Source organism: Pedobacter aquae (assembly GCF_008195825.1).
Taxonomy (GTDB): Bacteria; Bacteroidota; Bacteroidia; order Sphingobacteriales; family Sphingobacteriaceae; genus Pseudopedobacter; species Pseudopedobacter aquae.
In genome coordinates this window covers 1,482,595-1,497,052 of the sequence record NZ_CP043329.1, presented here as the reverse complement: position 1 = coordinate 1,497,052, position 14,458 = coordinate 1,482,595, and the positions used below count along the sequence as shown (strand labels likewise).

General features: G+C 35.4%; 11 protein-coding genes. All 11 read left to right on the top strand.

The window, feature by feature from the left end; translation table 11 throughout:
* The first annotated feature begins 134 nt into the window (after positions 1-134).
* Positions 135-1,277 carry a glycoside hydrolase family 88/105 protein gene (locus FYC62_RS06605; RefSeq protein ID WP_205943810.1) on the top strand — a complete coding sequence of 381 codons (1,143 nt, stop codon included), beginning with the start codon at positions 135-137 and terminating at the stop codon, positions 1,275-1,277.
* A complete protein-coding gene (locus tag FYC62_RS17480) occupies positions 1,277-2,122 on the top strand; it encodes an alpha-glucosidase domain-containing protein (protein WP_240534838.1) in 846 nt (281 codons plus the stop codon). The genes FYC62_RS06605 and FYC62_RS17480 overlap by 1 nt, the downstream gene beginning before the upstream one ends.
* Positions 2,104-3,684, top strand: coding sequence for a glycoside hydrolase family 31 protein (locus tag FYC62_RS06600; RefSeq protein WP_240534837.1), 1,581 nt, complete (start codon positions 2,104-2,106; stop codon positions 3,682-3,684). The genes FYC62_RS17480 and FYC62_RS06600 overlap by 19 nt, the downstream gene beginning before the upstream one ends.
* 22 nt (positions 3,685-3,706) lie before the next feature.
* Positions 3,707-4,015 carry an L-rhamnose mutarotase gene (gene rhaM / locus FYC62_RS06595; RefSeq protein ID WP_039448668.1) on the top strand — a complete coding sequence of 103 codons (309 nt, stop codon included), beginning with the start codon at positions 3,707-3,709 and terminating at the stop codon, positions 4,013-4,015.
* 4 nt (positions 4,016-4,019) lie between these two features.
* Positions 4,020-4,961: a glycoside hydrolase family 43 protein gene (locus tag FYC62_RS06590; RefSeq protein ID WP_149074386.1), complete on the top strand. Its 942-nt coding sequence runs from the start codon at positions 4,020-4,022 to the stop codon at positions 4,959-4,961.
* Between the two features lie 2 nt (positions 4,962-4,963).
* Positions 4,964-5,995: a GntR family transcriptional regulator gene (locus FYC62_RS06585; protein WP_149074385.1), complete on the top strand. Its 1,032-nt coding sequence runs from the start codon at positions 4,964-4,966 to the stop codon at positions 5,993-5,995.
* Between the two features lie 270 nt (positions 5,996-6,265).
* The gene (locus tag FYC62_RS06580; RefSeq protein ID WP_149074384.1) at positions 6,266-6,871 is read left to right on the top strand and encodes an RNA polymerase sigma factor; all 606 of its coding nucleotides are present in this window, start codon (positions 6,266-6,268) and stop codon (positions 6,869-6,871) included.
* Positions 6,872-6,980: 109 nt separating this feature from the next.
* Entirely contained in the window at positions 6,981-7,997 is a 1,017-nt protein-coding gene (locus FYC62_RS06575; RefSeq protein WP_149074383.1) for a FecR family protein, read from the top strand.
* A gap of 24 nt (positions 7,998-8,021) precedes the next feature.
* Positions 8,022-11,360: a SusC/RagA family TonB-linked outer membrane protein gene (locus FYC62_RS06570; protein ID WP_149074382.1), complete on the top strand. Its 3,339-nt coding sequence runs from the start codon at positions 8,022-8,024 to the stop codon at positions 11,358-11,360.
* A 30-nt stretch (positions 11,361-11,390) separates the two neighbouring features.
* Positions 11,391-12,941: a RagB/SusD family nutrient uptake outer membrane protein gene (locus FYC62_RS06565; protein ID WP_149074381.1), complete on the top strand. Its 1,551-nt coding sequence runs from the start codon at positions 11,391-11,393 to the stop codon at positions 12,939-12,941.
* A gap of 56 nt (positions 12,942-12,997) precedes the next feature.
* Entirely contained in the window at positions 12,998-14,449 is a 1,452-nt protein-coding gene (locus tag FYC62_RS06560) for an arabinan endo-1,5-alpha-L-arabinosidase (protein WP_205943809.1), read from the top strand.
* The last annotated feature ends 9 nt before the right edge of the window (positions 14,450-14,458 follow it).

Here is a 14,458-nt window from a genome sequence, read left to right as displayed (position 1 = left end):
TCCTTAACATCGTAAATCAAACCAGTTATACAATTTTGTCGCTAAATTTTATTGGCCTTTAACCTCTCTAAGAGTAAAAGTTGATGAAATTTTTTGTACAAGTAGCAAATTAAATGATTATAAATAATACTATCATGTCAAAATTCCTATCAAAAATTTTCATCTTAAGCGTGGCTGTTATGCTGTTTTCTTCTTGTGCTGCTCAAAAGCAAAGAAAAGCTCAAAAAGAAGAAATCTTAAAAGTAATGCGTTCTACAAACGCTTATTTTATGAATAAATGGCCAGACCCATACAAACCTATTTTTACCAATGTTTTAAGACCAAGTAATATCTGGACTAGAGCGGTTTATTATGAAGGTTTAATGGCGCTTTATCAAATAGATAAAAATCCAAAATATTATGATTATGCCGTAGAATGGGGCGAGAAACATAAATGGGGATTAAGAAACGGTATTAAAACCCGTAATGGTGATGATCAAGCTTGCGGTCAAACTTATATTGATTTGTATTATATCGATAAAAAACCAGAACGTATCAAAGATATTAAAGCATCTATGGATTTAATGATGGCATCTGGTAAAGTAAACGATTGGACATGGATTGATGCTATCCAAATGGCAATGCCTGTGTTTGCGCAATTAGGTGTTTTAGAGAAAAACCCAGCCTACTTTGAGTATATGTATAAAATGTATATGCATACCAAAGAAGTAGAAGGTGGTGGTTTATACAACGCTAAAGAAGGCTTATGGTGGAGAGATAAAGATTTTGTACCGCCTTATAAAGAGCCTAATGGCGATGATTGCTACTGGAGTCGTGGTAACGGATGGGTAGTAGCAGCCTTGGTTAGGGTTTTAGATATTATGCCTAAAGATGGCCCTCATCGTGAAGAATATATAAAAACCTATTTAGAAATGATGAAAGCCTTAGTGCCTTTACAAAGAGAAGATGGTTTCTGGAATGTTAGTTTAAATGATCCCAACAATTTTGGTGGCCCAGAAACCACCGGAACTGCTCTTTTTGTTTACGGAATGGCTTTTGGTATCAATAACGGTTTGTTAGACAAAGCAACTTATTTACCGGTTATCAATAAAGCATGGAATGCTATGGTAACTAAAGCAGTACATCCAAACGGATTTTTAGGATACGTACAAGGTACAGGCAAAGAGCCTAAAGACGGACAGCCGGTAACCTATACCAGCATGCCAGATTTTGAAGATTATGGCTTAGGATGTTTTCTTTTAGCTGGTGCCGAGATGTATAAACTTGGAGGTAAATAATGCTGATTAAAAAGAATTTTCTAATCATTTTTCTAAGTGTTTTCTTTCTGGGCAGTACTTCGGTACTGTCTCAGGAGAGAGCAATAGAAACTATTATAAAAAAGGGAAACGAGTTTACCTTTCAACAAAACGGCACTACTATTAAAATAGAGTTTTGTTCACCTAAAGTTTTTAGAGTAAGATACAGTGCTAATGGCACTTTTGTGGCTCAAGAAAATTACATGGTTAATAATTACAATTGGTCTGCAGTACAGCTTAACCATGTAGAAAATCAAAACAAAATCACCATCAATTCTGATAGTTTAAAGCTAGAAATTCAGAAAACTCCATTTTTAATCAAAGTTTATAACCATAAAGGTTTACTTATTAATGAAGATGCTTTACCTGCCCAAATAAAAGGCGAAGCAAAAACCATAACCAAAACCATGCAAGCCAACGAGCATTTTTTTGGTTTTGGCGAAAGAATGGATTTTTTAGACCGAAAGGGTAAAAAGCTAAGGTTAAATGTGGGTAGAGGCGAAGGCTTACCGCATGAAGTTGGCGCTTATAATGTCTTAGAAGCCAATTACTGCCCGGTTACTTTTTTCATGAGTACCAAAGGTTATGGTATTTATTTGCATACTTCCTATGCTTCTAATTGGGATATGGGCACTAGCAATCCAAACCAATACAGCTTTGCCCCAGAAAATGGCGAGTTAGATTATTATTTTATCTATGGCCCTAGTTTCCCTTCTTTAATTCAAGATTATACCAACATAACAGGTAAAGCACCATTGATGCCTAAATTTGCTTTGGGCTTACATGTAGGTACTTATAGCGGTGGTACTTGGGGCATGAAGAAATGACCAGCACCCAGTATGTAATTGCTTTGGCGCAAAAACTTCGTCAGCAAAATATTCCTGCTGATATCATTTGGCTAGATTCTACTTGGCGTTTATTTGGCGAAAATGGGGGTAAAGGTGCTACTACTTTCGAGTGGAGAGAGACCTTCAAGAATCCTAAAGCTATGTTTGATAGTATTTATGCGATGGATTATAAAATGGTGGGTTTACACCTTCGTCCGCGTTTTGATAATGCTAAAAAACTAAACCTTTTAGACCAAGCCCGTAAAAAAGGTTTTACCTATCCAGAAGATGGTAAGCCCGGCGAATTTGTAAACTTTTTTGATGAAAAAGCTGTCGACTGGTGGTGGGAAAACGGCGTGATGCGTGTAGCAAAACAAGGTGCCATGTTTCTTAAAACAGACGAAGGAAGTGCCTTTGGTCATAAAGCAAACGAAAGTGATAAAGTTGGCCCAACAGGGCAAGAAGCAGAACGCTTACATAATATTTTTCCAATAGCTTATGCAAAAGCACCTTACGAGAAGTTTCAAGAGCTAAACAAAATAAGAGGTTTAAACCAAACCCGCGAAGGTTATGCAGGCATACAGCGCTATCCATTTATTTTTGCTGGAGATTGGCCTAGCGAGTGGCAATATTTTGCTCCGGTTATTAAAGCAGGTTTAAATATCGGTTTATCCGGAGTGAGTAATTGGGCACATTGCATGGGTGGTTTTGAGCACCCTGCAGATCCAGAATTGTATATCAGATGGGTACAATTTGGGATGTTAAGTCCGGTTGCTTTAGTTTTTGGTATGGATCATCCGGGTTATAAAGAACCTTGGAACTATGGCGAAGACGCACTTCGTAATTTTAGAAATTACGATAAGTTACGTTATCGTTTATTGCCGTATCTGTATGCAAGTATGTATCAAAATCATCAAACGGGTATTCCTATGATGAGAGCTTTGGTATTAAACCATCAGGATGATGTAAATACTTATAACATAGATGACCAATATCTTCTTGGGGATAATTTAATGGTTTGCCCGGTAACTGTTAAAGCTGCCAAAACACGCTCTTTATATCTGCCGAAAGGCAATTGGTATAACTACTGGACAGGTAAGAAAATTTCTGGTTCTCAGTACATACATGTAGTTGCTCCTTTAGATACCATCCCGCTTTTTGTAAGAGGTGGAGGTATTATCCCTATGCAACAAGATATGAAATATACCGATGAGCAAGCTGTTAAAAATATCACGCTAGCGGTTTATCCCTCAGGGAAATCAGAATTTAATTTGTATGAGGATGATGGTAAAACTTTAGACTATCAAAAAGGAAAATTTGCTACAACCAAAATCACTTCAGAAGAGTTAAAAGATGCTGTAAAAATTATTGTAGCTAAGCCTGTAGGCGATTATCAGCCAATAGCTCAGCAATTTCAATTACAGGTTTATGGTTTTAAACAAAAACCAACATCAGTTAAAGTCAATAATCAAGAATTACCACTAAGCAGCTGGAAGTACGATAACAGCAAAAACTATGTTATGCTAGAAGCCAGTGGCGCTTTTGAGGTAGTTATTCAATAAAAATTAAGCTTAGCTAAATCATATGAAAATAGCATTTGCAATGAAATTAAAACCTGGCTGCGAAGCCGAGTATAAGAAAAGACATGATGAGATTTGGCCAGAATTAGCCCAGCTTTTAAAAGATAACGGGATAAGTGATTACTCGATATTTTTAGAAGAAGCCACTAATACGCTATTTGCTGTACAACAACAATCGGGTTCATCATCGCAAGATTTAGGCTCAACTGCAATAGTACAAAAATGGTGGGCTTACATGGCAGATATTATGGAAACCAATCCGGATAATTCTCCGGTAAGTATTCCTTTAAAACAGGTTTTTCATCTTGATTAAGCATATGAAAAGGATTCTTATTTTATCGATGCTTCTTCTTTCATTGGCTATTCAAGCGCAAGAAAAGAATACGGTTTATTTATTCTCCTACTTTAAAAACAACGGACAAGATGGTTTGCATTTGGCTTACAGCCGAGATGGTTTAACTTGGCAAGCCTTAAAAAACGATGAATCTTTTCTAAAACCAGAAGTCTCTAAAGATAAATTGATGCGTGATCCATGCATCATCAGAGGGGCAGATGGTAAGTTTCATATGGTTTGGACAGTTAGTTGGACAGATAAAACTATCGGTTATGCATCATCAACAGATTTAATTTATTGGTCTCCGCAAATAGCTATTCCGGTTATGGCACATGAAGAAGGCGCTAGAAACTGTTGGGCACCAGAAATTACATACGATGCTAAGAAAAAGCAATACATGATTTATTGGGCAACAACCATAAAAGGTAAGTTTTTAGAAACAGCATCAGAAAAAGAAAGTGGTTATAATCACCGCATGTACTACACCTTAACTAAAGACTTTAAAACTTTTAGCCCAACACGTTTATTATACGAGCCCGGTTTTAATGTTATTGATGCTTCTATTGTAAAAGATGGAAAGCGTTATGTCATGTTTCTAAAAGATGAAACACGAGAGCCTGTTCAAAAGAATTTAAAAATAGCTTACAGCAAGAAAATAAACGGTCCTTACAGTGCAGCCAGTAAACCTTTTACAGGCAATTATTGGGCAGAAGGGCCAACCGCTTTTAAACACCAAGGTAATTGGATAGTTTATTTTGATAAATATACCTTAAAACAATACGGAGCTTTAAGCTCTAGAGATTTAGAAAACTGGGAAGATATATCTGCTAAAATAAGCCTGCCTAAAGGGATTAGACATGGCTCCATTTTAAACATCACCGAAGAAGAATTGCAAAAGTTGATACATGTTAAAATGGTAGAATAAATATGAAACCAACCGACTTATATAAATTTCTTCAGGTAGATGAATACTCTGCTACGCCGAAATATTTGCAGCTGAGTAATGCTATTATCTCTGCTATAGAAAATAATCATTTAAAGAAAGATGATGTTTTGCCCTCTATTAACGAGTTAAGCTATGTTTTAGAAATATCAAGAGACACCACAGAAAGAGGTTACAAATACCTAAAGAAGCTAGGCGTTATTGTATCCGTACCGGGTAGAGGTTATTATGTTGGTAATGCAAACTTTAAAAAGAAAATAAAGGTATTCTTACTCTTTAATAAGTTATCGGTACATAAAAAAATGATTTACGATGCATTTGTAGCCGCTTTAGGTCCAGATGCTGCTGTAGATTTTTATATCTATAATAACGATTTTACCATCTTTAAAAAGCTCATCCTAAACAGAAGAACAGATTATTCTCATTTCGTAATAGCTCCCCATTTTTTAGAAGGTGGCGAGAATGCTTATGAAATCATCAATCAGTTACCCAAAGAAAAATTGATACTCATAGATAAAAAGGTAAATGGTGTAGAAGGTTCTTATGGGGCAGTTTATGAGAATTTCGAGAAGGATATTTATAATGCTTTAACCGAGTTAAATGAGCAGTTAAGTAAATACAATACCCTAAAATTACTGTTTCCTAAGAAGAGTTATTTCCCAAAAGAAATAGTTCACGGTTTTATTAGATTTTGCCAGCAATATGCTTTTAATCATGTTATCGTAAGCGATATTAAGTTAGAACCTATTAGCGCTGGCGAAGTTTATATCAATTTAATGGAGGATGATTTGGTAACCTTGATAGAAAAAATCATCTCCTTGGATTTAGTATTAGGTAAAGATGTAGGTTTAATATCCTACAATGAAACACCACTTAAAAAACTTTTATTAAACGGTATTACCACCATTTCTACAGATTTTAAATTGATGGGGAATTTAACCGCCGAAATGATTAAAACCAATAATCAAGAGCACCATGCTGTTCCTTTTTATGTTACACTAAGACCTTCTTTATAGTTTTTTTTCATCATGATGGGGCAGGATACGCTTCATAAATGTAGTTTTTACTTTAGAAAAGCCTTTATTAAACCACAAACCGAAACACCTAAGCTTAATATCTTATACTTATGTATCATCAAGAGAAGAAAATAAAAAAATAAATAAGTGTGTATTTAACATTTTAAAATATTTTACTTATTATTGAGTAACCAATTATAACTGAAACGTACCATTCGTATTTTATTTTCAGTCTTTTTATATAAAGTATTTGTTTTTTCGGTTTACTAGATGAAGGTAGAAGGAAGATTTAAATTTGTAGAGGTAGATAATGAACTTGTTCTTTGGATTAAATTCAAGGAAGGAGATAAATTAGCTTATGCGCATTTCTATAAAACATACTCGGCACTCTTATTTAGATATGGCTGTAAAATCAGTACCGATAAAGAATTGGTTAAAGATGCCATTCATGATTTATTCACATCCATCTGGAAAAATAAAGAGAATCTATCTGTTCCTGCTTCTGTTAAAAACTATTTGGTAAAATCTTTAAGAAACAAAATTTTAAGAGAGCATAGTAAGACTGCAAAGTTTATACAAGAAGAAAGCTTAAGTGAGCTAGATTTTGGTTTAGCGCCTTCTAATGAAGATGTTTTAGTTTTAAAAGAACTAGATACAGAAAATAAGAAGAAACTTCTTGATGCTTTAAAAAGTCTAAGTCATAAACAAAAAGAAGTTATCTTTTTACTTTATTATAATAACTTAAGTCCGGCAGAAGTAGCTGCAATCATGTCGGTTTCTATACGTACCATTTATAATACTACTTTTAATGCCATCCAAATTTTAAAAAATCAAATGGCTGGCGCTGCCATTCTTATGATTTTTTACCTGCCTTAAATAGCATTTAAAAGGCTTTTCAATTTTTTTTAAAAAAATTGAAAATTCTTTGGTAAAAAATCATTCTTCATGTCTAATAGTAACAAAGCCATTAGCCAATTATTAGAACATGAATGCTCCATACATCACTTTAGAAGATTTAATACTAGATGCCAAATTTATTTCGTGGGTTAAAGACCCTGATACTGTAGATGGAAATTTTTGGGTAAACTGGGCTGCAAAAAGTGAAGAAAACCAACTGGTGCTAGAGCAAGCTAAAGCTATTATTTTAGAATTAGTTAAGGATGTTGATGAACCTATACAAGATGAGTTAAATGATTTATGGAGAAGGATAGAAGCTAGCAATGATGCTTTTGATCAAGAAAAAGCTAGACAAAATGCGGTAGGTCATAAATTAAGCTTAATTAAAACATGGCAAAAAGCTGCTGCTGTGTTTGTAGGCTTTGGTATAGTAGTGTCTCTCCTGTTTTTTCTGCTTAATCAGAAGGTTAGTATTTCTACACAATACGCAGAAAATCAAAAAATACAATTGCCAGATGGCTCTTTCGTGGTTTTAAATGCTAACTCTTCCGTTTCTTTTGCTGATGATTGGGACGAGCAATCACCAAGAGAAGTTTGGTTAGAAGGCGAGGCCTTTTTCTCGGTTACACATACAGCCAATCATCAAAAATTTATAGTTCATACCAATGATTTAGATGTACAAGTTTTAGGCACCAAATTCAATGTAAATGCCAGAGTTAGCAAAACCAGAGTAGTCCTAAACTCGGGTAAGGTTAAGCTATTCTTACGTCAAGAAAAAAATCAAGAAGTTGATATGAAACCGGGTGAGTTGGTAGATTTCTCATCTAACAACAAAGCTTTTGTTAAAAAAGCAGTTAAAACAAAAGTATTTAGCGCTTGGGTAAATAAAGAACTGGTTTTTGAAGATACAAGTCTGGAAGAGATTGCCCAGCTATTAGAAGATAATTATGGTTACAAAGTGAAATTTGTTAATAAAGAATTAGCCAACCTTACTTTCACAGGTACTGCAAATACAGAAAACATCAATTTATTATTTACCATACTTCAAAAAACGTTCAATATCAGTATACAAAAACAAGAGAATAACTTAATTATAAATAACTAATCCAATAACCAATAAATCTAAAAAATGAGAAGTTTTATACTAGGAATTTTTGCGGTGTTGCAGATAGCAGAGAATGGCTATTCACAACCCATTGCCTATTCTAAAACCTACGCTTATGCAAGCAGTAGTACCAGAGTAGATTCAACTAAACCTGTTGGGGAGCAGGGGCAGCAATTATCAACCATGCTAAAATATTTGGAAGAACAATATAAAGTTCGTTTCAACTACGATAGCAAATTATTAAAAGATAAACTTGTTAAAGTAGGTATTGTCAAAGAAAGCAACCCTCTAGAGCAAGTTTTATTACAATTATTAAGTCCGTTTGATCTTAATTATGAGAAGGTAAAAGAAAGCCAGTACATCATTTACAAAAACAAGAAAAATTTAGCAGATATTGCTATTACAGGGAAAGTTGTTGATGCCGCTGGAATGCCCTTACCAGGCGTAAGTGTACGCATAAAGGGTTCAACAACAGGTACTACAACCGATATTAATGGTAAGTACGCTATCAATATACCCAATACCGGTACTGTATTGGTATTTAGTTTTATTGGTTTTACTAGCCAAGAAATTGTTGTAAACAATCAAAAAAGTGTAGATATAACACTTATAGATGACTCTAAAACCTTAAACGAAGTTGTTGTTGTGGGTTACGGTTCGCAGAAAAAAGCCGATATCACAGGTTCTGTAGCTATTGTGAATACGAATGATATGCTTCAAGTTTCATCAAATGATGTTGGGCAACTTTTACAAGGTCGTGTTTCTGGTGTTGCTGTAAACAGCGATGGGCAGCCTGGAGCCTTCCCGCAAGTAAGAATAAGGGGTATTGGCACTTTTGGAAACTCAGACCCACTATATGTTATAGACGGAGTACCAATCAATGGTGTACCTAGAGATTTTAACCCTAATGATATAGAAAGCGTTCAAGTATTAAAAGATGCTTCTGCCGGTGCTGTTTATGGTTCAAGAGCAGCAAACGGGGTTGTTATCATTACTACTAAACAAGGAAAGAAAAATTCTCCTTTAAAAGTAGAATACGCAGGTTATTACGGTGTTGATGAAGTTTGGCAAATTATGCCTGTAACGGGCAGGGCAAACTATCAAGCTTTAAATAACGAAGCAAGATTTAATGCAGGTAAGCCTCTAGCCCCGGCTAACGACCCTAATTCAAACCGATACATTACAAATATTGATACAGACTGGCAAAAAGAAGGTTTAAAAACAGGGAACAGACAAAACCATTATGTGAACTTTTCTGGTGGTGGTAATAATACAACCTACAATGTATCTCTAGATCTTTTTGATAATAACGGAACTTTCGTAGGTAATGGCCCAACTTATAAAAGATACACTGCTAGGGTAAATACCATGGCAGAAAAAGGAATATTTAAAATTGGGCAAACATTTAACTATACCCGCTCTAATGAGAACACATTAACCAATAGTGATGGTGTACTCTTAGGTGCTCGTCCGCCTTTAATTAACGATTTAGTTTTTGCTATACCAACCATGGCGTTATATGACCCTACTGTTGATGGTGGCTTTGGTGGTACACTTCAAAATCGCGAAGACGCTATTTCTTTAAACGGCATTGGTTACAACAGTTTAGTTACTAATAAAACTGATGTTGATAGAATGTTTGGTACCATATTTGGCGAGTTACAACTTTTAAAAAGTAATGGTCATAGTTTAAAATATAAACTTAATGTTGGCTATGATAGAGTTTTTGCCCGTGATAATGGCTTTATCCCAACCTTTGATCTAGGCTATTTCTTCCAAAATGTTAATGCCAGATTAACAGATAACTCTAGAACATACGGAAGTACACTTATAGAAAACACTCTAAGTTACGATAAAACATTTGGCAAACACACAGTAGCTTTATTAGCGGGGCAAATGTATCAAAGAGATTTAGCACTAACTAAATTTGCTTATGCAGAAGGTTTTGTAAAACCATATTTTCCCACTTTAGCAAATGGGTCTACAAGTAATTCATCTGCATTTGAAGCATATCATACCATAGCATCTTATTTAGGTAGACTTAACTACAATTATGACAATAAATATTTACTTACCGCTACTTTAAGAAGAGATGGTTCATCAAGATTTGCTAAAGCAAACCGTTATGGCAATTTCCCTTCTGTAGCTTTAGGATGGAAAATTAGTGAAGAATCTTTCTTTAAACTTCCAAAATCTTTAGTATCCGATTTAAAGATTAGAGCAAGCTGGGGTCGTTTAGGAAATGAAAATATTCCTAACTACTTATATTTTGCATCTATAAACCCTAATATCGTTTATACTTTTAATGATGTTCGTGTACTTGGTGGTTTACAAACTAATGTAGTATCTGAAACCATTAAATGGGAAGAAAGAGAAACTTCAAATATAGGTATAGATGCAACTTTATTTAGCGGAAAATTAGATTTATCTGCAGAATACTATAATAGTACAAGTTCTGATATTTTGGTAGGTATTCCAATTCCAGCTTCGGTAGGATCTATCAATAGTTTTCCTATCGTAAACGCTGGGGCTTTGAGAAACAGAGGGGTAGAGTTAAGCGCTACTTATCGTAAAATGACTGGCGAATTCAAATATGATATTACGGCCAACTTCACTACTATTAAAAACAAAGTTTTATCATTAGGTAATGATGTTCAATTTAGAGAAGGAATAGGTTCTTATACAGAAATTGGTGGCGAGGTTGGTAGACACTATGGCTGGGTGGCTGATGGAATTTTCCAAACCCAGGCAGAAGTTGATAATCATGCTACGCAATTTCCAGGAACAACTGTTGGAGATATCAGATTTAAAGATTTAAACGATGATGGTATCATCAATGAAGATGATAGAACTTATTTAGGTAGTGGTATCCCTCGTTATACTTATGGTTTAAATATCGGCACATCTTATAAGCGATTTGACTTTACTGTTTTCTTATCAGGAAGTGCAAAATTTTTGATCAATAGCAGATTGTACAGAGATTTAATGCATACCGGTGGCGATGCTAATTACCATGAAGATATGCTTAACCGTTGGACAACAATTAATACCAATACTAATATTCCAAGATTAGATTGGAATGATGTTAACCAAAACAGTAGAAACTCTAATCGTGAAGGCTGGTTGCAAGACGGAACTTTTGTAAGAATCAATACCGTCTCTTTAGGTTATACTTTACCAAAATCATTCATAAAAGGTATTTCTAATGCAAGACTTTATGCAACAGCTCAAAATTTATACACTTTTCAAAAGTATAAAGCCTACAATCCTGATTTTACTGCCGGAGTTTTTGAGCCTGGTTTTGACAATGGTTCTTTTCCTAGACCCAGAACAATAATGCTTGGTGTACAAGTTGGTTTTTAATTAATTGAATGAATATTAAAAGCAAGAAAGATGAAAAATTTTAAATACTGTATAATAGTTTTGGCTTTCCTAACAGCCTGCGATAAAAAATTAGATTTAGTCAACCCTAATGGTCCAACTGCGGCAAGTTATTGGAAAACTAAAGACCACGCATTTGCTGCCATCACCGGAGTTTATAATGCTTTAATTACTGATGGTACTTACCAGCGTTCTTTTCCTGGTCTAACAGATAGTAGAGGAGATGATTTTAGAGGCGACAGCCCTTGGCCAGATTTAGAGCAAGCAGGTAAATTTATCATTCCCAATAATTCTGCACCAGTACAGTGGATATGGAGAGATCTTTATATGATTGTTTATAGAGCTAACCAAGTTATTGCTAATGTTGGCGCTATGGATGCTTCTGTTGTTGATGATATTTCTAAATCAAGAATTATGGGTCAAGCATATTTCTTAAGAGGTCTAGCTTATTATAATTTAGCAACTACCTTTAAAGAGGTACCACTAATTATCACGCCCCCAAAAGATCAAAATGATTATTTCCCGTCTACAGCAACGGAAGACGCCATTTGGAACCAAATTTTTAGCGATTTTGGTACAGCCGCAAATATGTTACCCGTTTCTTATGATACGGTTGATGGACCAGATAGAGGACAAAAAGGTAGAGCCACTAAAGGGGCAGCAACAGGTATGTTGGGTAAATCTTATTTATATAGAAAAGATTGGCAAAAAGCAGCTAATGAATTTGCTAAATTCTTTGTAGCACCTTTACAGGGAGCTTATAGTTTAATGCCAAATTACCGCGATAATTTTAGAGATGTTGGTGAGAATAATGCAGAGTCTTTATTTGAAGTGCAATTTAGCGCAAGCGGTGGTTCTGTCCCAAACTGGACAGGCGAGCCTAATGCGAACTGGCGTCAGTTTTCTGCGGTTTCTATCACTTACGGTATGGATGGCAAAGGCTTCTCTGATTATTTACCAACCCGTTGGATTTACGATGAGTTTAAATTAGAAAAAACAGTAGACAATAAAAGCGACCCACGTTTACTTGCTACCATAGCATCTTATGAGCCAGCAGATAATTCTACCATGGCTTATGGTGTAAATTGGCCACATCCACTAGACAGAATTTATCCTAGAAAATACACTTACGATGGTTTAGGTGTGCCTTTTGAAACTTTTGAAGGTGGTGGTATAAATTATAGAATTATACGTTATGCAGATGTTCTATTAATGTACGCTGAAGCTTTAAACGAGCTAAACAGAACTGCCGAGGCTTATCCTTTAATCCAAACGGTACGTGATAGAGCAAGATTACCAAACCTTGCTACCGTTAAACCAGGAATGAACAGAGATCAAATGCGTGAGCAAATTTTCCATGAAAGAGCTTTAGAGTTTTCTATCGAGGGTCAAAGAATCAATGATATCATTAGATGGGGATGGTTGTATAACCCAACTAAACTAGAAATGTTAAAGGCGCATGATACTGATTTCAATACTTGGACTCCGGGTAACGAGTATTTACCTATTCCAGAATCAGAATTGGCAGCAAACAAGAATCTTTCACGTAATCCTGCAAATTAATCGATAGCGAAATCTTAATAGATAAATAAATGATAAACCAAACTATAAAAAATATAATGCTTTCAACATCAATAGTATTGATGTTGGGAAGTTGCAAAAAAGATGTAGAACCTCTAACAGAGGTTGATCCAGGTATTTTCGCAGAAAAACCTTTTAACATCAATAATATACTTGATACTTATGGTAATATAGCTTCACCTTCATTTTATCGTCAATGGGGGCCTTACAATGCACATGACCCTTCCATTATTAAAGAAGGAGAGTGGTTTTATAGTTTTAGTACTGATGTTGCCTATGGAGCACCTGTAAAACCGGGTATCATGGTACGTAAATCTAGAGATCTTGTAGATTGGAAGTATATAGGTTGGGCTATTAATGGCCTACCATCTCAAGCTGTAAGTTATATAAAAGCAAATGGTGCAGAGCCAGTAGATGGTATTTGGGCTCCTTACATCATGAAAGTAGGTTCGGAGTTTAGATTGTATTATTCTTTAGCCCCTAGAGAGGGCAGAACAAGTGCTATTGGTTTACTTACCTCATCATCATTAGAAGGTCCCTGGGTAGAAAGAGGTTTGGCTGTTACCTCAACCAATTCTGGTCCAGGTACAAATGCTATAGATCCATCTGTAGTAGTTACATCAAGTGGCCAACACTGGATGGTTTACGGTTCTGCTTGGGATGGGTTATACGAGGTACAATTAAACCCTCAAACAGGCCTGGCTTTAGCTTCTAATGATAAAGGTGTTAGAATTGTAAGAAGAGGCAGAACCAATAATATTTTTAATGGTAATTTAGAAGCGCCAGAGATCATCTTTAACCCTCAAACTAATATGTATTACCTGTTTGTTGCTTATGATTGGTTGGCTACTAAATACAATGTTAGGGTATTTCGCTCAAACAGTCCAACCGGACCTTTTTTAGATTGGAATGGTGTTAACGTAGATAACGCAGCAGATAATGGACCAATGATTTTAGCTCCATATAAATTTATGGATCATGGTGGTTGGGCTGGTGTATCTCATTGTTCTGTTTTTAAAGATGGCGATAATTATTTTATGGCACATCAAGGTAGACCAGGGGTTGATTTAGCCTTTATGGTTTTACATGTTCGTAAAATATTCTGGACTCAAGACGGTTGGCCAATTGTTTCTCCACAACGATACGCTAATGTGCCTAATACACCTGTTACAGCCGAAGAAATTGCCGGAGATTACGAGCAAATTGTACAAGGCTATAGTGTAGTACCTGGTTATGCAAATGAACAATTAGACCCTCAATACAACAATGCTTTTCAAACTACTTTAGGTGCGGATGGCCGAATCAACGGAGACCCTAATAACACATGGACTTATACTGCTCCTTGGTTAGAGTTAAGATGGGCAGGTGGTTTATTTATTGATAAACTACACGTATCCAGAGAGAGAGACTGGGAGAAGAGAAAAACATCAACCATCGTAATGACAGGTTTAAATGGAGGTGGCACTTCCATTTGGATGAAAAAGAAATAATTTTTTTGT